Source organism: Polyangiaceae bacterium (assembly GCA_020633205.1).
In the GTDB taxonomy this organism is placed as follows: Bacteria; Myxococcota_A; Polyangia; order Polyangiales; family Polyangiaceae; genus JAHBVY01.
In genome coordinates this window covers 171,528-195,769 of record JACKEB010000020.1, presented here as the reverse complement: position 1 = coordinate 195,769, position 24,242 = coordinate 171,528, and the positions used below count along the sequence as shown (strand labels likewise).

Below are 24,242 nucleotides of genomic sequence, written 5' to 3'. Positions count from 1 at the left end.
TGTTCGCGCAGGAGCATGCAAATAATTGCCCCGGGGAAACGTATTGCCTCAGGGCAGGCGTAGTCGCGGCCGCCCCGTGCCGGTCCCAGTGGCGGTCGGCTGAGGCTGGGGCTGAGGCTTGCTCAAGCCAGGCAAGCGCAGCCGCGGGGTGGTGGCTGTCGGCGTGGGAGTCGGCGTGGGAGTCGGCGTGGGCGTCGGAGTTGGCGTGGGCGTCGGCGTCGGCGTCGGCGTCGGCGTCGGAGTTGGAGCGGCGGTTGGCGTGGTCCTGGGCTTCGTGCTCGCCGGCGCGGTGTAGGCCGGGGTCGGCACTGGGTCCGAGGTGTCCGCGGCGGCCGCGGTGTCTGCAGTGTCCGTGTTGCCGTTATCGCTGGGGTTCTCAGCGGCGACCGTCGCGGGAGCTGGCTCGTCCAGCACGAGTGGCTGGACGGGAGCGTCGTCGCTGCTTCCGCTGGAGTTCATCACCAGCGCCACTGCGACCCCAGCGCCGCTCAAGCCGAGCAGCACTACGAGGATGGGGACCAGGAGGCTCTTCTGGCGTTTCCCCCCGGAATACGCTGGGGCAGGCGGTGGCAAGTAAGCTCCGCCCGGCTGCATACCGGGGCCTGCCATACCGGGGCCTGGCATCCCGTAGCCGGGGCCGCCCGTCGGTCCTCCAAAGCCACCGTAGCCCGGCCCGGGAGGCGGCCCTGCCATTCCGGGTGCACCCATCGGTCCCCCAGGGCCCACACCGGGTCCCATCGGGCCACCCGGGCCCATGCCTGGGCCTCCAGGGGCCATCGCTCCGCCAGGCCCGATGCCGGGGTTTCCGGGAGGAACCATACCGAACGCCGGCCCCGGTGGCGGCGGAAAGGCGCCGACGGAAGCATCGAAGATCGGTGGTTCACCTGGTTGCGTCGCCCCGGGCTTGTTCCAGGGCAAACCGTCCGCCGCGGCTGAGTCGCCCATGTCCGTGCCCGCGGGCTCGAACGCCGGCATGTCTGCCTCGGTGGGGTCCAGCAGCGCGGTTCGCCCAGCAATGGCCTTCTTCGCAGCCTCCGGGGGAGGTGCACTTTCCTGAGTGAACTCGGGCGCGCCCTCTTGCGTGGGCTCCGGCGCGCTCTCCTGAGTGGGCTCTGGAACGCTCAGCGGTGCCGCTGACGCCTTTGGATCGGTGGGTTCCAACTCCAGGTCGAGGGGCATCGCATCCTCACGGGTAGGCTCAGGTACCGCTGGGGTGGCGGCTACGGTCTCCGTATCGGGTCGGCGAGAGTCTGCCATGGTGACTAAGGGGCTCGAGCAAACGTGAGCACTGGACAGTAGCCGAATGCGGGGCGACTCGCTAGCGAAGCGCCGGGGCGTCACGCCTGCTCGTTGGCGCGCGCCGTGGGTTGCTCGGGGGACAGGTAGTTAGCGGCATTGCTGGGTTTTTTTCGCTGTGTATGCTGCCCGGATGCCCCGCTTGGTGATCGACGCTCGCTCCGTGGTGGCGAAGAAGAGCGGCATCGGCAACTACGTCGATGCGCTGGTTCGCCACATGGCGCCGCTGAGCGGCGATCTCGACTTGTGTCTCTTGCGTCACCCCGATGCGCGCGAACTCGGACCTTTGGTTGATGGGGTGCCAGAGCTGTTTTTCCGTGGTGAGACGAAGAGCACCCCGACGGTATTCGCGCTCGCTCGCGAAGTGGACCTCTCAGTCTTTGATTTGTACCACTCGCCCGCAGACTTGGTGCCGTTGAGCATTCCCATTCCCTGGGTGGTGACGATTCACGATCTCATGTGGGTCGAAGCACCTCGGTTGGCCTCTGCGTTTCTCCCTGTGCGGATCGCGAATGGGCTCTGGTACAGCGCCAACATTCGGCGCTCGGTCGCTGGCGCGGCGAAGGTGATCGCGATCTCCGAGGCGACGCGGGTTGCGATCTCACGTCACTACCCGCGGCATGTCCACAAGACCAGCGTGATTCACCACGGAATCGAGCACGAGAGGTTTCAGGCGCAGCTGGCCACACCTGCGCCGCGCTCGCTGCTCAACGAGTACCTTCCGCCTGACGCGCGCTATTCCCTGATCGTCGGTCAAGGCTCGCCATACAAGAACCATCCAGCGATGATTCGCGCCTTCGTCGAGGCGTTCAAGGATGACCCGGGTCACAAGCTGGTGCTGCTGCGCCGGTTCGCTCGCGTTGACTCCGAGATGAGCCAGTTGCTCAAGCGTGCGGACGTGAAGGAGCGCGTGATTCCGATTTCATTCGTGTCGGATGAAGTGCTCATCGCGCTCTACCGACATGCGCGCATGCTGCTGTTCGCTAGCCTGTACGAAGGCTTTGGCCTGCCTGGGCTCGAGGCGATGGCACTGGGCACGCCGGTGCTCGGGTCTACCGCGCCCGCCGTGCAGGAAATCACCGGGCCAGGCGCACTCCACGCGGTGCCAGATAGCCACACGGATCTAGTGCGTTGCATGCAGCGCCTCGACCGGGATGAGCGGCTTCGTGCGCGCCTGCTACGCGAGGCTGCCGAGTGGGTAAAGGGCTACCAGTGGGACGATGCCGCGCGGAAAACGCTCGCGGTTTATCGGGCCGCGTTGTCGCCCGGTGCGAGCTAGCGCTGGGCGGTATCGACGGCCGTCAGCACCGCGACCTGGATGTCCAAGCGCCGGGATGCGTCGATCGGGGAACCGTCGAGCTCAACCACGTTGAAACGGTCGTGGACCTCCCCGTCTTTCGTCCGCACCTGTGCTTCTACGATCTGCACGTTCTTTTCGAACAGCGCAGTCGACAGGGCTGAGAGTAGTCCAGAGCGATCGCGCGTCTCGACCTCGAGCACCGTTAGGCCACCGTCTGCGCTCTCAAGGAAGCGCACCCGCGTCTCGCTCCCCGGTGTCGCCGCCCGACCAGCGCGTGACGGCGCGTCGAGGCGCCCTTCGAGCAACGCAGTGAGCAGTTCCTCAATCTCTTGCGCACGATTCGTATCGACCTCGCCGCCATCCTCGGCGTGCACCTTGAATACGCCGAGCGTTTCCTGGCGCCCGGTGGGAGTGCCCCGAATCCAGATCTCACCGTCGTCGATTGAGAGCTTGAGCGTGGAGAGCGCACTACTCGCTCGGGCGAGCAGCCCTGCGCGGTCGTCGGCCACGAAGTACACGGTGCCCGTTTGGATGGGGCCCGGATCGACCTCGACGCGGACGAGCTCGGCGCGACGAGCTGCCGCGACTTGAGCATGGCGAACGATTTCGGCGTGGGTGTGTTGCTGCAGGTAATCCCGCGGCATGCTCTCGGTGTACTCCCGCACGAAGTCGGACGATGGCTTGCGCTTCTTCATAGTGCTGATCTGACCGCGCGTTTGAGTCGCGCGTGTCGGGGAAGACGCGCCTCTTATATCACCCCGTTGGCGAGGGGCCCGTTCAGACCATGCCACGAGCGTGAGTTGAGCCGAGCCGGGTTGCGCCCGGGTTTCCCGGCGGTGTCGGCTAGCTCCCGGTGCGACTCACGCCGCTAGTTACTTGGAGCCGGTTGCGGCTGGAGTGGAGGCAAGCCTGGGATTTGCGGCAAGTTCGTCGGGAACGGCGGCAGCGTCGACGGGATCGGTGGCAACGTCGACGGTAGCGTGAACGGGGGAATTTGAGGCACACCCGCGTCGGGTGCTCCTGCATCCGCCTTCGGCTTCGGGTTGGTCGGCGAGCTGGGACGCGACGTCGAGGTAGACGTTGCCGTGGGAGCTGGCTCGTCCGTTGCTGTCGGAGGCGTGGGTGTCGGGCTGGTGTTTTCCGGAGCGACGGTGGTGTTTGGCGCGGTGTCGATCGTTGGGAAAGTCGGGGGCGGGTCGTCGTCCTGTTGGGTGACGATGATCACCGCTGCGGCGGCCCCGGCGCCGAGCATCACGGTCAGCAGGAGCCAGATGATGCCCTTCCCGCCCTTCTTGCGGGGCGCGCCTTGGGGGTAGTAGCCAGGCGGTCCACCCATGGGGCCGGCACCGGGCATCCCCATCGCGCCAGGCATGCCGCCCGGTCCCGGAACGCCACCAGGCCCCATCGGCCCCGGCGTAGTTCCGCCCGGAACTGCTCCTTGGGGTGGTGGACCGTACGGGCTCTGGGGCTGCATGCCCGTCATGCGCATCTGTTCCTGCACGACCTGGGGCGAGACCTCCTGGGTGCCGCCTTTGCCGAAGTCGCCTTGTTCGGTCCCTACCGCGACTGGTGGTGCTTCGTCCTCGGGGGGGAGGGTCTTCGGAACTGTGCTCTTCGACGCCGGGGGCGGCCCGCCGTCTTTCTCTGTCGGGGGATAGTCCCCGCTGGGTGGCGCCGGCGTGGCGGCAAGCCTGCCTGCGTGGCTGAGCTCGCCAGCGTAGCGAGCCAGCGCGAGGCGCATTTCCGTTGCGGAGGCGAAGCGGTCCTCGGGCCGCGGAGCCATTGCCCTGTGGATCACCTCAGCCAAAGGCTCGGGGATGGTTTGATCGTACTCGGTGATGCGCTTCACGCGGCCAGTGGTGACCTGTGAGATGATCATGTGGGCGTCTTCGCCGTTGGCCGGTCGCTGCCCGGCCAACATTTCGTAGAGCATCGCGCCCATCGAATAGATGTCCGCCCGATGGTCGACTTGGTCCGCCGAGTACGCCTGCTCAGGCGCCATGTACTCCGGCGTGCCCATGATCGCGCCCGGGCGAGTCAGCCCCTTCTTGTACTCGTTCGTCTCTCGCAGCTTCGCGATGCCGAAGTCGAGCAACCTGAGCAACGGGCCGCCGCTGGTGCGCGTGATGAACACGTTGTCCGGCTTCAGGTCGCGGTGGACCACCCCAAGGGCGTGCGCCGCCTCGAGCCCGCTGAGCATCTGCAACGCAAAATCGATGGCTCGGTCTCGGGAGAGCTTGTGCTCGCGATCGAGCACCGCCTGGAGTGGCTCCCCGCTGAGCAGCTCCATCACGATGAACGCGGCGCCATCCTCCGTCTGATCCACATCCGTGACGCGGGTCACGTGAGGACTCTGAATGCTCGCTGATACTTTTGCTTCCTGGAGGAAACGTGAAACCAGTCCAGGGCGCTTCGCCAGTTCGGGGTGTAGGAACTTGAGCGCGACCGGAGTCCCCAGCACCTCGTGTTTCGCTTCGTACACGGTGCCCATGCCGCCATCACCAATCAGGCGGATGATGCGGTACTTGCCTCGGATTACGTCTCCAGCTTGCGGTCTACGGCTCATGCGGAATCTTCTTGGCGTTCGGCGGTGTCGCGGAATCTATCTTGGGGAGGCACGTAGCGGGCGAATTCCCTCAAGAAGCACAGGCTTCGTGGGTCTGCCTTGTCCACGAACAAAGTGCCATCCAGATGATCCGTCTCGTGCTGGATTACAGCAGAGGCAAGGCCCTCCCAGGTGCCCGAGATGGGGTTGCCCAGGCGATCCAGGGCCCGGAACCGCACTTTGCGCGGACGTCGCACTCTCCCCCGAATCCCGTGAACCGACAGGCAACCCTCATACATTTCGATCGCCTCGTGCTCCCCTACCACTCCGGGCACCTCGAGCACCGCCTCGAGCTCGGGGTTGATGAGCACGAGCAGGGGCTGCTCCGGCAGTCCCGGGTAGCGCGAATTGTTGCTCACCTCGATCACGCACAGCCGGAGCGATCGATAGACCTGAGGAGCTGCCAAGCCCGCGCCGTCGGCGTCGCGCATGGTCTCCACCATGTCTTCGATCAGCCGCTCCAACTCTGGGCTCCCAATTTCTTCCGCGGACACTTCCCTGGCACGTTCCCGCAGTACGGGCTCCCCAAGCTGCGCGATCTTCAAAATCGTCATGAGCTAGCCTTTGGCTCTGGGAGTCCACGCCACGTCGACGTGTCCGGCCTGGTGATTCGCCGCCCGGGCCTGTACGAACAGCAGATCGCTCAGACGGTTCAAGTAGCGTACGACCTGTTCGCGGATCGGAGCTTGCTCCCGCGCTTCGAGCACCCTTCTTTCCGCGCGGCGACAGACGCAGCGCGCCTGGTGCAAAAAGGCTGCTGCCATCGAGCCACCCGGCAAGATGAAGTTCTTCAGCGGTTCGAGGCCTGCTTCTAGCGCGTCGATCTCATGTTCGAGGGTCTGGATGTGCGAGTCGCCCACGGTCTCCAATCCGAGCTTGTCTTCCTTGCCTGGAGCACAGGCCAGTTCCGCGCCAAGCGTGAAAAGCTCGCCTTGAATGCGAGCTAGCGACTCGTCCAGGGCCCCGCTGACGCCCGCAGCTCGCGCGAGCCCCAGGATGCTGTTCGCTTCGTCCACAGTGCCGTATGCCTCGACGCGGGCATCGAACTTGGACACGCGAGCGCCACCGAAAAGGCCAGTCGTGCCATCGTCACCCGTACGGGTGTAGATCTTCATGCCCGCGAACATAGCAGGCCTGGACGCGCCGAGCGTGAAGGCGAGAGGTCACTCGGAGCGCGAGCTAGCTGAGTGCTCGTGCGAAGGCCCGATAGCCCTCTTTCCAGGCTTCGATGTCGCGTGAGGTGCCATCGGTGATTTGCGCGCCGAAGCCCGGCGGTACCGTCGCCGTGGAGTTCGGGCCCCACTCGCGGCGCCATGCCACGTGGGCCTCCAGGCGCACACGACGATCGCTGCGTGGTGGGGTCAGCTCGAGCCAGACAACTTGTTCGGCTGGCGGGTTCAGGGTGCGCACGTACAGGCCGCCGACACTCACGTTGTACGTGTAGCCTTGATCGTCCTGGTCGAGACCGGCGGGTCGAAAGTCAACGCGAGTCCCATACAGAAGGCGAGCGCTCGCGCGATGGTCGACTCCCTGAGTCCGACCGAGCTCGTTCGCGAGGAACAAGACGTTCTCAGGCGGCGCGTACCCATCGCACACCGTGGCCTGTTGAGAGCCCACCAACTGCTCGCGCAGTTCCGCGAGGTGCTTTGGTGCTGTGGTGAGGATCCACAGCGCCTCGCTGCCGTTCTCCCGAGCCTCCTCGAGCAGCGCTCGGGGATGGGGCTCGAGCTCGACGTTGAGCACCACCAGGGCGAAATCCGTGGAGCGGGCGAAGCGAGTCGTGTCCTCGTTCGCAACGGCGAAGGTCACTTGGTAGCCGGCGTTTCGCAGCACGCTCGCCAGCGCAACGCGACGCGAGTGCTCCGCCTCGCACACCAGCGCTCGACCGCGCCGTGCGCTTGGGACCAGCTGCTCTTCCTTTGGCAGCTTCCGCAGGCGCTCGATCAGCGCCCTGGGGTGGCGCAGGGAGACCGCGTCGTCGCCGCCCCAGCTGAACGCGGACGCGAAGGTCAGGTCATCCAGGTCCGGCGCCAGCGCCAACAAAGGCACCTGAGCCAGCTGACTCTGAGCGCGCATGTCGCAGCAGAAAGCTTCACAGCCTGGCAACGTCGCGTCGACGAGCACCGAGTGGGGTGTGCTCTCAGCTGCGCGCGCCGCCGCTTCAGTGGGATCGGCGCACAAGGTCAGCTCCAAGGCAGACTCTTGGGCGATCACCGCGAGGCGCGTCCGTTCGCGTTGGGAGAAACTCCCCACCGCGAGTACCAGCGAGCGCTGAGCCGGCACCACGACCACCTTTCCGCTCGGGCGCTCCTCCTCTGCGGTGGCGGGTGAGAACTCCTCGAGGTCCAGGGGCTGGGCGGCGTCGAACGTAGTCATCTACGCTCTGAACGGTCGCCCACAGCGGGGACTTGAGCCTCTTAAGCGGTGAGGATCTGCTTGATCTCGCCTTCGATGCTGGCCGGCTCCACCTCTTTGGCGAGGGCCAGCTCCTGCACGAGCAGGCTGCGCGCTTGATCCAACAAGCGGCGCTCGCCGAAGCTCAGATCCTTGTCGAACTTCAAGCGGTACATGTCCCGGAGCACCTTGGCGATTTCCGTGGGCAGGCCGCTCTTGAGCATCTCCGTGTAGGCACGGAAACGTCGGCTCCAGGGCTGGACATCCACCGCCACCTCGGGGGCCTTGAGGATGTCGAAGATCTCTTCGGCCTGATCCGCCTGCATGACGCGCCGCAGCCCAACTCGCTCGGCGGCTTCCATCGGCACCATCACCTTGAGGCCGGTGTCCATGATGCGCAGCACGTAGATCGTGGCGTTGCGACCCCCGAGCTCTCGTTGCTCGAGTTCCATCACCTCGCCCACGCCGTGGGACGGGTGTACTGCTTTGTCGCCAACGCTAAAAGTCGGCGAAGAGGTTCCGTTTGAACCGTTGGTCTGTGACGCCATCACTGGCTTTGCGCTCCTTGCCCGGAGAAACCCCCCGAAGCGGCGCGGGTCATACACTCTTGATTGCTCTGGGTCAATCGCACCCAGGATCTGAAACCAGCACGATAACCCTATGAGATTTTTAAGAAATCACTCTGGGATCGAGTCTCGAGGCGAACCGGGAGTAGCTGGTGGGCCCACCGGCTGAGGGTCCAACTGCATCAGCTCCCCAACATCTGCAGCCACGGCAGCGTGCAAACCGGACAGCAGGCGGTCGAGATCGGCGTCAATTTCGAGCTTCAGTAGCTCGTCACCGCCACTCACCACTGGCTTCGCCGTGAGCCGATCGAGCCCGAACAGCGCGCCCGTCGAGCTCGTGGAGAGTTCATCCCAGGCGTCCATCAGGCGGGCGGTCGAATCGGGCCCAACGGCTTTCCAGTCTCCGGCGAGGTAAAGGGTGAAGCGACCCACTCCGGCGTTCCGCCCCGTGAGCGGACGCAAGGTAATCGCCGCGGCAAGCGCGTGGGCGAGCAGGCCATGCGCCCCCTGTATCCATTCACCGTCGAACGGACCCGGAGCGAGGAACACCAACGGGGCGTCCGTCGCTTCCTTTGGGAGCGTGCTCAGCGCCGCGCCCTCGAGCGCCGGGGGGGACTTCTTCAGCTTGCGCCGGGCGAAGGCTTCCACGACGCGTGCCGGAGTTGGATCCCCCACGGAAACGCCGACCAGATGACGGTCGATGCGCACCAGCGTCTGGGGTGTGGTGCCAATCATCCCGGTGGTGCGCCACAGGTCGGGGTGCGGGTGCTTGCGTGCCTTCGAAGTGAGGAGCCGCTTGGCGAAGCGTTCTTCGATGAGCGCGTCCTCCTCGGCGACTCGCGCGATGTACAGGGTCGAGTAATCGAACCCCGCAACGGCTGCCTGAGGGACTCGCGCCGGGTCCACTCCGCTGCTCAACATGTATTGGTCCAAACTCGCTTGAGGGATCAACCGAGCCAACGCCTTGCGCAGGCGCGCGTCTGCAAGCAGCTGCTTTGGCTTTGCGAGAACCAGCCAGCGCAGCCCCGCAGCGGGTACGTAGTCCGCGGGAGCACCCAAGAACAACGGCGGCGCGTCTGCCTGCTTTGCGCTCGCGCCGGGCGACGCCGCGCTGCTCGGCTCCTTGCCTGTGCCACCGCACGCGCAAACGAGGGCAGCGACGCCCAGCGCCAGCAGCAACGCGACTTCGCGCCCCCGGCGTGCCCGGCCCTGAAGCAAACGCGGCTCGAAAATCGACTTCAATGCGCTTTCCCCGACTCTCACCCTTGTCCAATGCGGCCCCTCGACGCGGGCCGTCTACTGCACGCTCACGTAAGCAAAGCGGCGCTTCTTCGAACCGACGCGCAAGAGGCTACGAGTACCTCGCTTGAGTAGATGTTTGACGTCGGTCACGCGTTCACCATCCACTTCGACGCCGCCTTGTTCGATCATACGGCGACCCTCGCTGGTCGACTTCACCAGGTCCGCGTCGTTCAGAGCCTTACTGAGTGAGAGCCCGTCGCCCTCGGTCGTGAAGCTGAACTCAGGGACATCGTCGGGGATGCCGTCCTTCAGGTACGTGGACTCGAACTGCTGGCGCGCCGTCGCGGCAGCAGCGGCGTCGTGGAAGCGCGTGATCAACTCCTCTGCGAATAGCTTCTTCGCGTCCAGTGGGCCAGATTCCTTGCGGATTTGTTCGATGTCGGCGTTGCTGCGTCCGCTGAGTAGATCGTAGAAGCGCCAGATGACGCTGTCGTCGATCTGCATGCATTTGCGGAACATCTCGATCGGCGCCTCGGTGACACCGATGTAGTTGTCCGCGGACTTGCTCATCTTCTTGCCGACGACCTTGCCGTTTTCGATGCGCGCGTCGATGCCCTCGAGGATCGGTGTGGTGATGACGATCTGCGGCTGCTTGCCGTAGTGCTTCATCAGATCGCGGCCCACCATCAGATTGAAGAGCTGGTCGGTGCCCCCGATCTCCACATCGCTCTCCAACGCCACAGAGTCGTAGCCTTGCAGCAGCGGGTAGAGGAACTCGTGCAGGTAGATGTCGCGGTTCTGCTCGAAGCGCTCGCGGAAGTCCCGGCGTTCCATGGTGCGCGCCACCGTGCGCTTGGCCGCTAGCTCGATCACCTGATCGAGTGAGAGCTTGCCGAGCCACTCGCTGTTGTAGCGGACCTCTGTGAGCTTCGGGTCTAGCACCTTGAACGCTTGCGCCTTGTAGGTCTCTGCCGACGCCAAGACCTGTTCGCGCGTGAGGCGCGGCCGCGAATCGTTCTGGCCGGTAGGGTCACCAACCATCGCCGTGAAGTCTCCGATCAGAAACACCACGTGATGACCCAACTCCTGGAACTGACGCATCTTCTGCATCAGCACGGTGTGCCCAACGTGCAGATCGGGGCGCGTGGGATCGAACCCGGTTTTGATCTTCAGCGGACGACCCGCCTTCAAGCGTTCGGCCAGATCCGCCTTCTCATGCAGGTCGACGACACCACGGGTTAGCAGCTCTAGCTGCTCATCGATGCTCACAGCGCTCATGAGGCTCGCGGTATGACACACCACGCGCGCTCCGGGTCAGCAGAATGCGCTCCACTCGGCGGCCGCGTTGGCGGCAGCATCCTCAATCGTCGTCGTCTGAGTCGTCGCGCAGGGGAAGCTCACCGGCTTCTCCAGCCTGACGCCGAGCTTCCAACTCGCGCTCGCGGCTCGCATTGACGAGCTCCTTCAGTTCCTTGCCAACCTTGAAGAAGGGCAGGCGCTTTGCGGGAACTGGAACGGGCTGACCGGTGCGCGGATTGCGACCGTCGTACGGCTTGTAAGGCCGCACCGTGAAGCTGCCGAAACCACGGATTTCGATACCTTCGCCGCGCTGGAGGGCCTGAGTCATCGCGTCGAACACGCAGTTGACCACCATCTCTGCGCGCGCCTTCGTCAGCTCCGACCGGGCTGCTATGGCTTCGATGAGCTCACTCTTGGTCATTCCCCACTCCTCCAACGCCCCTGCTCGGACGTACGGTCGCGACACCGCAAATCGTCCCTGTCGACAGGGGAATTGTCAACGATTTCAATAGGGCAGCGTTTGCGCCAGCCAGCTCCGAAAGCGCGCTGAAGTAGCCAAAGGGACCAAACCCGCACGTGTTTTGCCACCTTGGGGGGTTCTTGCGGCGCTGCTCCTACAAAGCCTCCAACTCGACCCAGTCTAGCACGAAATCCGCTTGAGTTACGGTGACTTGGAGCGCACTTCGAGGGAGCGCTCCGGGACTGCTGGCGGCTGGCAATTCCAGTTTCGGCAGCACGACGTTCCCGCACTGACCCGCCGAGAAAGCGAGTGGAGCGGTCACCTCGGAGTCAGCAACTCGCAGCCGAACGTGACCTGGTAACGAGCCTTGCATGCGCGCCCAGTGGGTCACCAGCCGGTACGCTCCGGGCGCGCCAGCCACCAGCTCGAGCGCTGCCCGGGTCGCGTCTTGCCCCTGCAAGGTCACGGGCGCTGGTGACGACGCCGCGCGAAATCGCAGCCCTTGCCGCAAGCTCACGCAGTCGCCGGGCGGCCACTCGGGGTGCACCCACCCTCCCAGAACTTCGCGGGGCGGCCAGTCGAACTCCGTCTCCAGCCGTACATGTCCTGCTTGGAACTCGCGGGTTTGGGGGGGAGGGGACCAGGCGCTCCAGGTCGCTGGAATGTTGCCGTGCGGATTAAAGTCGTAGAACCAAGCCTGGGCGTCCAGCGACTTGAGCAGCAATGGCTCGCGGGAGTCGTAGGTGCGCCGCGCCACGAAGCGCGCGTCCTTCGCTCCAGCTCTCCACGCCGCGAGCGCGCTGGGGTCTAGGCCCAGGTTGAATCCGTGGTCGGTATCCACGAAGAACACCCGCGCACGCTGGGAGTCGGCGAGCGGCGCCGCCTGGAGCCGCTCGGCGAGCTCTGACTCCGCGGGGAACATGGGTCGCCCGCCTTCTCGTAGCATCAGCGCGCGATGGTCGTACGCGGTGTGAAGCGCAAAGCCGAGCAGTGCAGCGCTGGGCACCCAACCCCTGAGGCGCCAGCTCGCGATACCCGCCGCCAGCAGCAACTGTTCGAAGGGCAACGCATCGACATAGAAGCGCGCGCCTCCGCCAGGATAGTTGCCGTCAAAGTAGAACGGCGCGTACACGATGACCTGTAGCAGGATCGTTCCCGCGAGGAAATGAGTCGTTGCCGAGCGGCGCCCGCGCCACACGAGCCAGGGCACCGCCAAGGTGAACAACTCGAGGTTCCCGGCGTCGACCAGGTGCGCCTTGAGGCGCCTGCCGGTCGTCGCCAACAGCTGCCAAACGCCAAAGCCGTGTGGCAGTTGATTCCGCACGAAGTCACCGTGCTCGTACAAGCAACCCCGCGCTCCAAGGCCGTAGCCAAAGCAGCCTGGGGGGCCATCGGACAGCGCATAGTAGACCAGCTGCGAAGAGCCGAAGAGCGACCCAGACGTCGCCGCCTGGTGCCAGAGCCAGAATCCAACTCCTGGCAAGGCCCCGACGCCGAGCCACAGCGGCCACGTTCGCATCGCGCCGCGAGCTGCCTCCACGGGGCGCTCCCTCGACGCCACCCAGGCGCGGCGCAGCAGCCACAGGCTGAGCGCTGCCGCAAGCGCCGTGAACGGCCGAGTCGCCAGCAGCCAGCCCAAGCAGAGACCAGCGCCTCCAAGCCAACCCATAGCCGCGCGCCGCGTGGAGGCAGCCCAAGCGTTGAGCGTACAATACACGAGAGCGAGCCACAGGACGGCGCAGAAGCCGTGGCTCATCGTATCGGCCGTGTGGTAGCGAAGGGCTGCCGACAACACCGACAAAAGAGCCGCCCAGGTCGCGATGTTGGTATCCGTGGGGAATAATCTGCGCGCGCAGCCGTAGGTGAGCGCTACGATGCAAGCGGCGAGGCTCGGTCCTAGCCACATCGGTATGCCGATGGCTTGATAGATGGCTAGCGCTGCAGGATAACCGGGTGGAAAAATAGCCGCGAGGCGCAGCGGCGTCGTCGGCACGAGAAAGCGGCCGGAAAAGCTCGCCTCGCTGCCGGGCACCGCGAAGTCGAAGGCCCCAGCTACGAAGCTCCTTGACTCCAGCCAGTAGCTCGTCGCGTCGATGATGCGAGGGCCGCCGCGCAGGTAGTAGCCGACGTAGCCAGCGGACAGCCCGAGCGCCATGAGCGCAAGCAGCGTGACGCATGCCCTGGGGTTTCGTCGTGCTAGATCCTCTGCGCGGGTGCACACCTGCTTGCGCAGGGCGAGCGTTGCCAGGAGGCCAACTGCCAGCGCAACCCATGCGACGACATCCGGCGGAGCGCCGAAAGTCCCGAACGGCGTACTGAGCGCGTGCTGGGCCACGGCGCGAGAGTAGCTGAAGATCGCAGCGGGTTGAGCCCTCGATCTACTGACGCCGTTGCACTAACCAGACGTGGTAAAGGATGCGCTCCCCTTCGAGTTGCTTCAGTCGAAAGCCAGTATTGGGGCCCAGCGACCCGGTGGGGACATCGAGGCTGAACTCCCGCCAGCCGTCGCTAGGCTCGAGCGTCAGTTGCCCTAGGGATACGCCGTTCGCGAAAACCTCTAGCACGGAGCGGGTGGCTTGAGCGGCCCGAACGACCAGCCTGCCGGGGCGCGCGTTGTCTCCGTTGAAGACGAACGAGGTCTCAGAACCTTGGGGTACGATGCGCCCGGCATCCCAGAGGTCACGGTCGGTTTCGTTTGGGTTGGGCAACAGCTTCATCGTGACGAAGCCGAGCGCGCCCTGCACCGCGAAGCCATGCTGCTTCTCGTTTACCAGGTCCGCGAGGTCTAGCTCATCACTCACGGTCTCGTCCGCAGCGAGCTTGAAAGGCAGCCCGCTGCCTTGGAAGCTCTGCCAGTTGGCGCGATAGATCACCTTGTCGGCTCCGCCACAAATCACGTTCCCGCGCACCGGGATGTGGGCCAGGGCGTCGCCGAACCACAGCGGGAGTGTGCCCCACCAGCTCGGATAGATGGCCATCGCCTCCGGCCGGTCGCTGGCCGGCATCCGCTCGATCAGCTCGAGCGCGGCGGGCACGCCCCACTGGCTTGCGCGGGCAAACGGCAGCGCGTGGTAGCCGCCCAGGCCGATGATATCGAGTCCCGGGATGTCCGAGCGATAGGTGAGCGCGCCGGCGTCGCCGACGAGGACGCGCTTGGGCTGAAGCTGCTTGAGCAGCGTGCCTGCGGTTAGGTGCTGATCACGGATGTTGCGCGAGGCCCGCGCAAAGAACCACACCTGCTCGCGAAAGCGCGGCAACTGGTTCACGACGAAGAGCGTTGCCGCGAGGATAGCGAACGCCGCCTGGAGCAGGTGGAGCCGCACCCCTCGGCTGGCGCGCGCTGGGCGGATCGAAAGCAAGCCGCCGAGGCCGAGCGCTGCCAACATCAAGAGCCAGGCCAGGGCGGGCATCGTGTAGCGCTCGTTTTGCCAGCGAACCTGCCCGTTGAGCGCTACAACGAGCACCCAGCTCGTCGCGCTGAGCCAAAGCAGGAGCGCATACTTGCGAGTCCTACGAGGCACCAGAGCAAGCGCACCTAACCCCCACAAGATCCAACCCCACCCGACCTGCTCCGACAGGTGGTAGTGGGTGATGCGGAGCACCTGGTACTTCAGGTTGAACACCCAGGCATCCCACACCTGCTCGCGGCTGAGGTGAGGGTGATACATCTCGACCTTCACGAGCGCACCGGCGGCGGTGCTGTCTCCGGTGAGGAGCTTGTTTGCGACGGCGTGGGCGACGAGCACGGCGAACGCGGGCACTCCGCTCCACAGTAACGTCGCCACCCCGCCCCTGCTCCCCTGACGCTTCAACACGTTGTACGCAGCGCTGCAGCCAAACAGCGCGACGATCGGCGCGGATTCAGGCCGCGTGGCCACGAGCAGCGCGCAAGAGACACCGAGGCGCGCGGCGGCGGGCCACACCTTTGTTGCCGCGGGGAAAAGCTCTGGCTGCCGGACGATGTCATCCCAGGCGACGAGCGCTGCGCCCCACAGGCCCAAGAAGAGCGCGACCTCCATTCCGCTGAAGAGCGACCAGTCGAGCGCGCCGACGCACAACAGAGCCGGTGGAGCGAGCCACGCTGTCCAACGCGGCAGTCCGCTGAACAACCTGCGCGCCCCGAGCAGGAAGCCGAGCGTGCTGATGCAAGCGACCACCGCTGCCCAAACCATCAGGTTCAGCGAGCGGAAACCGATCCAGTAGCCGAACGCGAGCACGAACGGGTACAGCAGGCTCGTCCCGCCGCTGGAGTAGCCGTTGCCCTCCGACCATTGAAATGGATAGCCGCGCGCGGTCGAGCGAGCGAAGTCGAAATGGATGAAGACATCATCCAGCGGAGCCGACCAAACTCCGGTAGGCGTGAGAAGCTCCCCGCTCGAGTAGCTCTGGGCGTAGCCGATCTGCAGTCGCAGCGCGCCGTAGAAGAGGCTAGCCACGAACCAGATGCAGCCAGCCGCAAAGGCTGCGTAGAGCCAGAACTCCAAGCGCTGCAACTTGCTGCTTGGAGCGACTCTGGCGCCGGTTTCCCGCATCAGCCCGGTCACGAACAGATCTTTGCGTATCAGGCTGAGGCGTTCCCACCAGTTCATGGTCTACGTTCGTCCTGGCGTGACAGGCTGAGCCAGGGGGGCGCGGTGTAACACGGGTGGGGCAACTCGACGAATTGGGACGACCTCGCGGCTCTGTCCCCTGCCACTGAACAGGCGGCGGGATGGCAAAGGCGCTTCTTTTCGGGCCCGCGTCTGAAGCGACTTGCCCTGAAACAATCCAGTGCGAACAGCCGTTGGAAGGCAATTCGTCGCATCTCCGCAGTTCGACCGATGGCGAGCAACGTGACGCTTTCGCTTCGTGGATGGGGCTTGCTACGGCGCTGGCTAGGCGCTCTACTACGGCCGCCACTCCGGCCTGGGGAGTTGCGCCTTGGTCGAAGCGGAGAGTCTTTCGCGCCCGAGCGGCGCGAGCTGAGAACATTCAATGCGTTGGTTCGTAGAGGTCTCGCCGACGGGCGATGTCAGTAAATCAAGTCGGTACTGTGTCGAGGCCAAGCAGTGGCAAGCCGCGCTGCAGGAGACACGGAAGTCCCTCGGGGACATCGGTCCGCTGTCCAAGTTCGCGATCGAGCTACTCGACAATGGCTATCGTGCCGTCGATCCGGCGACCAAGACTCGCTACACGGTGGCCAAGGCGCCCGACGACGCGGAGCTCACACCACTCAACGGCAACTCGAGTCCCGCTGCTGAGGCGACCGCCGGCCCCAAGATTCAGCCGGTTCACCCCAGCAAGTCTCAGACAACCCCAGCCACGGAGAAGGCGCCTGCTAGCGCTACTCCGGCGAAGTCCTCCCTCGACTACCACGTGGTGCGGAAGCGCTCCGAAGACCCTTCCGACCGTACGCCGATCAGCTATCGAGAGTTCGCCTACGCCGTGAAGCCCGGGACCACGCGCGCGGCAGCCGAGGAACTCATCCTCGAACGTTTCCGCGAGGTTCAAACAACCCTCGAGGGACGTGCCCCCGGCAAGTTCATCCAGCTCGCCGTCTTCGACCACGTCTTTGAGAAGCGACCAGCGAACAAGCCCCTCGTCACCCTCGCCTGGAAGGACTGGCGAGGCGAGCCGATACTTGCGTTCCCTCGCGGAACTGACGCGGCGCCGGTCAGCCAGGCGCCGCCGAGCGACGCGGCACCGGAGTCCTTGCCTCCCTACAGCGGGCCGGGCATCGACGCCGCGCCAGTCTCCATGAGCGACCCGGCGGTCGCCTCAGCGCTGAAAGCCGAGGAAGCCCACGGCGCAGTGGAAGCCAGGGATGGTTTCGAAATCACCGAAGAGCCGGTGGTTTCATCCGAGCCACCGCCTGCGCCAAGCGCTCCGCCTGCTGCGGAGCCAGTGGCGAAGCCGGCAACCGCCGCCAAGGAGGCCGCTCCGAACGACGAGCCGGCGCCTTCGTCGCGGGGCGACAAGAAGAAGAAGAAGAAGCGTGGCGAGAGCACCACGACTCACCCGGATACGCCCTCTCAGAAGATCGCGCTGCGTCGTCGTGAGGGTAAGGACGATCTGATCAGCGAGCTCTTCGAGACCATGCACGAGCTGCACTTCATGCCCGACGTCGTGGCGGGTGCGGAGTTCATGCTGGACGTTCTGAGCAAGACACTGCCTGCCGAAGCGACCGTGCTCCACGTGTTTGATATCAACACACGGCGCTTCATTGTCGTGCGCGCCCGAGGTCAGAGTGCGGACAAGGTGCTCATGCACGCGACTCCGGATTCTGATGAGCTCTTCCGTGACGTGCTCCGCGCCCCCCGTGCCCTGCGCTTCTCAAAGGATCGCATTCCCGGACTCGGCGAACACTGGCAGCTCCTCGGACTCACGCCAGAGGCGGTGATGCTTGGGCCGGTTCGTCAGGGCGGGCGCTACCTCGGTGTCGTCGAGCTGAGCAACCCCTCTGGTGGGGGCGACTTCTTCGAGAACGAGGCGAACGCCCTCGATTACATCTGCGAGCAGTTCGCGGAGTTCCTGGCTCAGCGCCCGATCGTGCTGGACGCCGAGGTGGTGCTCGGCAAGCGCTGAACACGGTTGTTGTTGCCTGGCAGGGTGTTTTTCAACACGCTGCTAGTGAGGCGAATCTGTGATTCGCTGAAAAAATCAACACCCTGCTAGTGCCCGTGGCTGACGGATCACGCCGAACTCGATTGCTCACCTTCCTGCTGGTGCCCTTGGTGGTGCTTGCAGTTGGTGTGCTCGCGACGGTGACGTTTCGTACCTCATTCCAGCTAGAGAAGCTGCGTGAGCAGTCGGTCGTCGAGGCCACGCTGTCCCTCGCCAACGAAAAGGCGGATCGCCTCGACAAGCTGATTGTCGAGCAGGACGACGCGGTTGCCAGCGACGTCAACATCGGGGACTTCAGTACCCTGACCCAGCGTTGGCTGAAGGGCGCGGCGAGGCAGACACCCACCGTTCGCGCCGTGTTGGTCGTGCACCTACGGCGACCCCTACGGGACGTCGTGGCGTTCGCTTCGCGCGCGCCGGGACCTGAAGACGAGACGTTTCGTCGCCTACTGACGCAGCGCATGTTGAACGACATGGTGCTCGATGAGGAGCCCAAGCGCGGTCTGCGCCACCTACACAAGTCGTACGCCGGGGTGAACTACCTCGTCAGCTACTGGCAAAGGCGCCACGACGGCAACGACTACCTCATCGTCGCCTGGCACGACGTGCCCCGCATCGTTCACGAAATATTTCCACGCGTTTATTCTGAGCGGGGGGACCAGAGCCGTATCAACGTCGTGGACGCAGAGGGTCGCATCGTCTACGGGCCGCCCCTCTCCGGCGGTGAGTTCACCGTCGGGCGCCCGTTTGCGACCACACTCTACAAGTGGCGGGTCAACGTGACGCTGACATCCGCCGAAGAACTCGCGGAAAACGTAGCTCGACGTCGCGTCTTGGAGATGGTGCTGGTTGGCTTGAGCGGAATAGTCGTCATCGCCGGCATCATCGTGGTGTTGGTCGCCGCTGCGCGCGAACGGCGCCTCAGTCAGCTGAAGAGCGAGTTCGTCGCCAACGTCTCCCACGAACTCAAAACGCCGCTCTCTTTGGTGCGGATGTTTGGTGAGCTGCTTCAGAGCGGCCGTGTCGAAAGCCCGGAGAAGCGCGACCAGTACCTGCAGATCATCGTCGACGAGAGCGAGCGCCTAGGACAGTTGATAGAGAACGTGCTCGACTTTGCCCGGGTCGAACGTGGGAAAGTTGCCTACGACATGACTGAGGGCGGCGTGGGAGAGGTTGTCGCCCGGGCTGTGGAAGCCTGTCGCATGCGTGCGGATCGTGAGCAGGTGAAGCTCGATCTAGTGATTCCTGGAGGAAGCGACGTCGCGTTGCGCGATGAGGGGGCGCTCGAGGTTGCGGTGATCAACTTGGTCGACAACGCCCTCAAGTACGCGAAGTCCGGTGAACTCGTGCGCGTCGAGGTGCGCCAGGTCACGGGCTACACCGAGGTGCGGGTTAGCGACTGCGGGCCCGGGATCCCACTTGAAGACAAGAAGCGCATCTTCGAGCGCTTCGAACGGGGACGTGGCGCGCAGGAGCAGAAGGTGCGAGGGAGCGGCATTGGGCTCGCCCTGGTGAAGCACATCGCAGAAGCCCACGGAGGCCGCGCGTGGGTCGAACCCAATCAGCCCCGGGGCAGTACCTTCGTCTTCACCATACCGAGGCTCCAGCGACCTTCGCGCTCTGCCGCCGTGGCCTCTGGCGCGCCGGCTGTTTGAGCGCGTCCCTTCAACGCCGCTGGTAGGCGGTGTACAGCGAGGTATGGCCTGGAGTGCGAAGCGGATTGGTGATCTGTCCGGGGTGAAGGCAATCGTCACGGGTGCCAACAGCGGCATCGGACTGGAGGCGACCCGAGAGCTGCTGCGGCACGGAGCCCACGTCATCCTCGCTTGTAGGACGCCTAGCAAGGCAGAGTCAGCCCTGAAAGGGCTAGAGCGGGACGTTCCCAATTGTCAGGCGGAAATGATGCAGCTTGACCTCGCGAGTCTTGCCTCCATCGAGCGCTTCGCTGGAGAGGTGAGCGGGCCGCTGGATTTGCTGATCAACAACGCGGGCGTGATGGCCATCCCGCGTCGCGAAACCGAAGACGGTTTCGAGATGCAGATCGGCACCAACCACTTGGGGCACTTTGCGCTGACGGGTCGCCTGCTGCCGCGCATCCTGGAGGCGGCTGCGGCCGGCAAGCGGCCCCGAGTCGTGACGGTGAGCAGCCAAGCGCACCGCATTGGCATCCTCAACCTGGACGACATTCATGGGGCGCGGAGCTACGACAAGTGGGCAGCCTACGGCCAAAGCAAGCTGGCGAACCTGCTGTTCATGCAGGAGCTCGCCAAGCGCTTCGAGGCTCACGCTGTTTCCGCGCTCAGTGTTGCCTGCCACCCGGGCTACGCCTCGACCAACCTGCAAGCGGTCGGTCCGAATATGGAAGGTTCAACGCTGTTCAAGCGACTGACTGATGTGGGCAACGTGCTCTTCGCGCAGTCCGCCGCATCCGGGGCATTGCCAACGCTCTACGCTGCCTGCGGTGATGACATCGAGAACGGCGACTACGCTGGACCGCGTGGGCCGGCAGAATTCTGGGGAAAGCCGAAAAAGACGCGGGGCAACACAGAGTCTCAAGACCCCAACGCGATGCGCGGGTTGTGGGAACTATCCGAGCGCCTCACAGGCGTGAGCTACTCGTTCGGCTGAACCACAAGTCTCTAGCGAGCGCGTGGCGCTTGGTTGATACTGAGTGAGCTTTGGCAGAGGGGATGGCATCGAGGTGACGCAAGGCCGAGGACCGAAAGGCACGCAGGTCATGCAGGCTCAGCCGGAAGCTGGTGTTTCCGCGCCGCAAGCTGCCGTCGCGCCGCCGGCTCAGCCAGCGCCACAAGCTGCGGTCCCGCCGCAAGCTCAGCAGGCGTATCCTGGGGCTCAGCCCTATCCTCCAGCTCAAGCCCAACCTGCGGTGCCAGTGCAGCCCGCGGCACAGGGCTATGCACCAGCGCAGGGCTACCCTCCGGCGCAAGGCTACCCTCCGGCGCAAGGCTACCCTCCGGCGCAAGTGCATCCGGGCCAGCCTCAGCACGCGGGGCAGGAGTACCTGCAGGCGCAGCAGCCTGGCGCCTACGGGCAACAAGCTGCGCAGGCGCAATACGGAGCTCCTGTCACGGGCCAGGCGAACCCCGCTCATGGAGGTTCGGCGCAAGCGGTGGGCTATGCGGCAGGGGTGGCCGTTGCTGGCGCCGCGGGAATGACCGCCGTCGCGGGCCACGCAGGCCAGCAAGCGGCGATGAACTTGCCGCCAGTGCAAATCGGTCCGTTGCCAACTTTTCCCGTTACCCACGACGCGGAGCCGAAGCACACGCCGATCCAGCTCAACGACGATCTCCCCGTCGATCACATGTTGGCCAAGGTCAGCCACCTGTTCGCTCAGGACAAGTCAGCCGAGGCGAAGAACCAGAAGCTCAAGACTTGGGGACTGATCTGCTTCTTCGTCGGCGTCTTTACCGCGTGGCTCTTGATCGGGATCCCAATCCTGATCATTGGGATTGGCTTGTTCATCTATCGAGCCGTCGGCTCGTCGAGCAAACAGGACGTCGAGGATCGCAAGCTCGAGGTCATCGCGGGGGTGTTGAGCGGCTTGCGCGGCGAAATTCGAGCGAATCGCCCGGTGCACGTCGGGGCTGATTTTGGCGCGTACTCCAACATTCAGCCGAGCCAGTACACGGAAGCCGGGACCGGCATGTTCGAGTCCAAGACGACGGCGGCCAGCTACCAGCACTGGTGGCTCAACATGCGCTTCGCCCTGGTGGATGGCACGGGGGTGACCCTCGATGTGATCCAGCAAGCCAAGCGCAAGACCGCACAGAAGCGCAAGTACACCAAGATGAAGGATCGCGTCATCGAGCGCATCAACGTGAAGATCAACGCGCCCAGCGGCAAATCGTTTGGGCCGAGCGTGATGAACCGTCAGTGGAAGAGCGAGCGCTTCAATGGGCTGCTCCTCAAGCGGGTGATCGTCCGCCCGCGCTACGCGGTGTTCCAGTACCAGGCGGCTGCCACCACCCGAGTGCGCGGTCGCGGCGGCTGGTTCGCTCAAAATCTGGAGCAGGGTGAGGTCACCAGCCCCAAGGCGCTGGCGGCGATCGTCAATTCCTACAAGAGCGTTGCAAGCGTGCAGCACGCAAGCTGAGCGGGAGCGGAAGAGCGAGTGCGTTGTCGAGAAACCGCAGGCATCCTTTTCAAGCATCGCTGCCAGGAGCCGCCTTCAGGCACCTGCACGATGTGCCAAAAGCCGGTGTGCTCCCGTCACGCACGCTGGCAGGGACACAACATCGTGTGTGTTACCTGCCTGCGTAGCGAGCTGAAGAACCCTTACCGCAAGCACAGCTACGCTTACTTGCGCGACGATCCGTACTTCTTTTGGTATTTCCGTGAGGGATCGTTCTTGAATGATCCATACGGAGACGAGGACTACGCGCTCTTCGACGATGGGGACACGGATTTCGGCGGTGATGTCCCTGACGACTGGGCCGGCAGCTGAGCCCGGGTGGCGCGCTGGCTGATCTACGCTCTGGGCGGCGGCTTAGGCCACGCGGTGCGCGGCGCCTCGATTGCGCGAGCACTGAGCGCCCAGGGAGCACGAGCGCGCGTGTTGTGTGCGGACCACGCGATGCATGCGGCGCTCCAGTTGTTCCCGGATGTGATTGGCCTGAAGCGCGGGGAGCATCCCACGCCGCAAAAGCTGGCTGAACGAGTCGCGCGGGAGCTAGCCGGCTGCGATCTGCTGCTGCTCGATACGTTTCCGTGCGGTGTTCTTGGTGAGCTCAACGTTGTGCTGCCGGTGCCGCGCATCCTCATGACTCGCCTGGTGCGCAACCCGCTGCCGGCGCTGACCAGTAGAACTGGCTGGGCAGAGCTCGGCCTGCGGGGAGTCGTAGACATCGAACCCAACCTCGAGTGGTTGCGCGGCCCTGCTTTGCGTTGCGGTCCTGTTGCGCGGCGGCTCACGCAGGTGGACCTCACCCCCAAACCCGTGGTTCAGGTCGCGTTGGCGGACGATATCGCGCGGAAACGCGTGATTGGGGTGCTCGAACGCGCTGGGCTTGCCTACGTCGTGGCAGAAACCGGCGAGCTGGCGCAGGGCTTCTGCGCTCCAATCGTGATTGGTCGGGCGGGTTACAATCTGAGCTACGAGCTGGCGGCCTTAGGGATATGGCACGTGGCGTTGCCCACCGAGCGCCCCATCGATGACCAAGCACGCCGTGCTGAGCATTTGGGGGCGAGCGTTTACAGTCCGCAAGCGCTCGAGCGCCGGCTACGGACCCTTGAGAGCGCCGGGCCGCGGCCAGCTGGCGGAGTGATCGAGCATGCAGAGCTTGCAGCGCGGCTGCTCGAATACGCCAAGCAGCTAGGCTGAAATCAACGGCAAACGTCGCGTCGTACTGGAACCGGCTGTTGCTGTAGGGATCGAGATCTCGCCAAGAGCGCTATTCAACTCGCGGTTCTCCACCAGGTACATATCGCAAGCGTGGCAGCTTGGGATGCGCTCGGCGCGCATTTGCTCTCGCATGCGCTGAAATGCTTCTCCGTGCCACACCTCTCGCACGCTCTGGGTCGCGAGATCCCCCAAAGGCTCGATGCGTCCGTTGGTCATACAGCACAAGTAGACCTTACCGTCCCACGCTACGAATAGGTGCAGCCAGGGCGCGAGGCATTGGTGCTGCCGGTAGTAGGAGAGCGCGTAGTCGCCTTCCGCGGAGGCGTCGAGTTCGTGTTTCTCCCGCCCGAAGGGATACACGTAGTCGTTGCCGAGCGGAAATTCGTAGTGACGCCGTAGCTCCTCTACCTCGGGGGCAATCTCGCTGTTGTACTCCCGGATGAGTCGCTTGCTCAGACGGAGCTCGCTACGCTTGCTGTCGACGGGCATCGGGACCAAGTCGATCGCGCCGCGTTCGGCGACCAAGCGAATCAACGCCGGGTAGTCGCGGAAGTTCTGGCGCAGCATCACGAAGTTCACGCGCAGCTTGGGTGGACGCTTCTTGGCGTAGCGTGCGATGTACTCGATGCCGCGCAGGGTCTTTTTGAAGCTCCCAGGCACGCCACGCACGCTCTCGTGGATCTTGGGGCTCGCGCCGTCGAGGGATGTACTGATGCTGCTGATGCGATGACTGAGCAGGCTCTTTGCGCGGTCTTTCGTGAGTAACGTCAGGTTGCTCGTGAGCGTCACCTTGATACCAGCGTCCGCCGCAGCACCGGCGATGCGCTCGAAGTCTTTTCGCGACAGCACCTCGCCACCCGAGAAGTGCACCTTGCGGCAGCCGAGGTCTGCCATCTCTTGCAGCACTTGGATGAAGCGCTCACCGGGCAACTCCGGCGGCGCCCAGCCGCGCCCGTAGCGACACATCACGCACTTGAGGTTACAGCGGGCAGTCAGCTTGATCTTCACCGCGCGCAGGTAGGCGGGAGGTGTGAGGTCGCGCACGCTCTTCTCGAGCGGGCCCCAGAGCTCTGGCTCGTGGATCAGCTGCTGGACGTCGTACATGGCCTGCCCTC

At 64.7% G+C, this 24,242-nt stretch carries 19 protein-coding genes and 1 pseudogene; 7 read left to right on the top strand and 13 right to left on the bottom strand.

Annotated elements, in window-relative coordinates:
- Positions 1 to 48 precede the first annotated feature (48 nt).
- Positions 49 to 1,257: a hypothetical protein gene (locus tag H6718_32075; GenBank protein ID MCB9590096.1), complete on the bottom strand. Its 1,209-nt coding sequence runs from the start codon at positions 1,255 to 1,257 to the stop codon at positions 49 to 51.
- Positions 1,258 to 1,429: 172 nt separating this feature from the next.
- Here H6718_32075 and H6718_32070 point away from each other — a divergent pair, with 172 nt between their 5' ends.
- Positions 1,430 to 2,575, top strand: coding sequence for a glycosyltransferase family 4 protein (locus tag H6718_32070; GenBank protein ID MCB9590095.1), 1,146 nt, complete (start codon positions 1,430 to 1,432; stop codon positions 2,573 to 2,575).
- On the opposite strand, the gene H6718_32065 is transcribed toward H6718_32070, so the two are convergent.
- The 11 genes and pseudogenes from H6718_32065 to H6718_32015 form a co-directional block, all read right to left on the bottom strand.
- Positions 2,572 to 3,291, bottom strand: coding sequence for a hypothetical protein (locus H6718_32065; GenBank protein ID MCB9590094.1), 720 nt, complete (start codon positions 3,289 to 3,291; stop codon positions 2,572 to 2,574). The two genes, H6718_32070 and H6718_32065, sit on opposite strands and share 4 nt — an antisense overlap.
- A gap of 173 nt (positions 3,292 to 3,464) precedes the next feature.
- Positions 3,465 to 5,162 (bottom strand): serine/threonine protein kinase, encoded by a 1,698-nt coding sequence (locus H6718_32060; protein MCB9590093.1) that lies wholly within the window; start codon positions 5,160 to 5,162, stop codon positions 3,465 to 3,467.
- Positions 5,159 to 5,755 carry a peptide deformylase gene (def, locus tag H6718_32055; GenBank protein ID MCB9590092.1) on the bottom strand — a complete coding sequence of 199 codons (597 nt, stop codon included), beginning with the start codon at positions 5,753 to 5,755 and terminating at the stop codon, positions 5,159 to 5,161. The genes H6718_32060 and def overlap by 4 nt, the downstream gene beginning before the upstream one ends.
- Positions 5,756 to 5,758: 3 nt before the next feature.
- Positions 5,759 to 6,316 (bottom strand): cob(I)yrinic acid a,c-diamide adenosyltransferase, encoded by a 558-nt coding sequence (locus H6718_32050; protein ID MCB9590091.1) that lies wholly within the window; start codon positions 6,314 to 6,316, stop codon positions 5,759 to 5,761.
- Positions 6,317 to 6,380: 64 nt separating this feature from the next.
- Positions 6,381 to 7,577: a hypothetical protein gene (locus H6718_32045; protein MCB9590090.1), complete on the bottom strand. Its 1,197-nt coding sequence runs from the start codon at positions 7,575 to 7,577 to the stop codon at positions 6,381 to 6,383.
- 41 nt (positions 7,578 to 7,618) lie between these two features.
- Entirely contained in the window at positions 7,619 to 8,143 is a 525-nt protein-coding gene (locus H6718_32040) for a CarD family transcriptional regulator (protein MCB9590089.1), read from the bottom strand.
- Between the two features lie 129 nt (positions 8,144 to 8,272).
- The gene (locus H6718_32035) at positions 8,273 to 9,403 is read right to left on the bottom strand and encodes a hypothetical protein (protein MCB9590088.1); all 1,131 of its coding nucleotides are present in this window, start codon (positions 9,401 to 9,403) and stop codon (positions 8,273 to 8,275) included.
- Positions 9,404 to 9,457: 54 nt separating this feature from the next.
- Positions 9,458 to 10,681: a tyrosine--tRNA ligase gene (locus H6718_32030; protein MCB9590087.1), complete on the bottom strand. Its 1,224-nt coding sequence runs from the start codon at positions 10,679 to 10,681 to the stop codon at positions 9,458 to 9,460.
- Positions 10,682 to 10,844: 163 nt separating this feature from the next.
- Positions 10,845 to 11,123, bottom strand: a pseudogene (locus H6718_32025) (integration host factor subunit beta).
- Positions 11,124 to 11,316: 193 nt separating this feature from the next.
- Complete coding sequence (locus H6718_32020; protein MCB9590086.1) at positions 11,317 to 13,497, bottom strand: hypothetical protein; 2,181 nt, start codon at positions 13,495 to 13,497, stop codon at positions 11,317 to 11,319.
- Between the two features lie 43 nt (positions 13,498 to 13,540).
- Positions 13,541 to 15,694: a hypothetical protein gene (locus H6718_32015; GenBank protein ID MCB9590085.1), complete on the bottom strand. Its 2,154-nt coding sequence runs from the start codon at positions 15,692 to 15,694 to the stop codon at positions 13,541 to 13,543.
- A 442-nt stretch (positions 15,695 to 16,136) separates the two neighbouring features.
- On the opposite strand from H6718_32015, the gene H6718_32010 reads away from it, so the two are divergent.
- The 6 genes from H6718_32010 (at position 16,137) to H6718_31985 (ending at position 23,106) form a co-directional block, all read left to right on the top strand.
- Positions 16,137 to 17,726, top strand: coding sequence for a hypothetical protein (locus H6718_32010; protein ID MCB9590084.1), 1,590 nt, complete (start codon positions 16,137 to 16,139; stop codon positions 17,724 to 17,726).
- Between the two features lie 95 nt (positions 17,727 to 17,821).
- Positions 17,822 to 19,420: a HAMP domain-containing histidine kinase gene (locus tag H6718_32005; GenBank protein ID MCB9590083.1), complete on the top strand. Its 1,599-nt coding sequence runs from the start codon at positions 17,822 to 17,824 to the stop codon at positions 19,418 to 19,420.
- A 43-nt stretch (positions 19,421 to 19,463) separates the two neighbouring features.
- Complete coding sequence (locus tag H6718_32000) at positions 19,464 to 20,393, top strand: SDR family NAD(P)-dependent oxidoreductase (protein MCB9590082.1); 930 nt, start codon at positions 19,464 to 19,466, stop codon at positions 20,391 to 20,393.
- 43 nt (positions 20,394 to 20,436) lie between these two features.
- Positions 20,437 to 21,879 (top strand): hypothetical protein, encoded by a 1,443-nt coding sequence (locus H6718_31995; protein ID MCB9590081.1) that lies wholly within the window; start codon positions 20,437 to 20,439, stop codon positions 21,877 to 21,879.
- A gap of 18 nt (positions 21,880 to 21,897) precedes the next feature.
- Positions 21,898 to 22,230, top strand: coding sequence for a hypothetical protein (locus H6718_31990; GenBank protein ID MCB9590080.1), 333 nt, complete (start codon positions 21,898 to 21,900; stop codon positions 22,228 to 22,230).
- A 6-nt stretch (positions 22,231 to 22,236) separates the two neighbouring features.
- Positions 22,237 to 23,106 (top strand): hypothetical protein, encoded by an 870-nt coding sequence (locus tag H6718_31985; protein MCB9590079.1) that lies wholly within the window; start codon positions 22,237 to 22,239, stop codon positions 23,104 to 23,106.
- Here H6718_31985 and H6718_31980 read toward each other — a convergent pair.
- A complete protein-coding gene (locus H6718_31980; GenBank protein MCB9590078.1) occupies positions 23,098 to 24,231 on the bottom strand; it encodes a radical SAM protein in 1,134 nt (377 codons plus the stop codon). The genes H6718_31985 and H6718_31980 overlap by 9 nt on opposite strands.
- Positions 24,232 to 24,242: the final 11 nt, after the last annotated feature.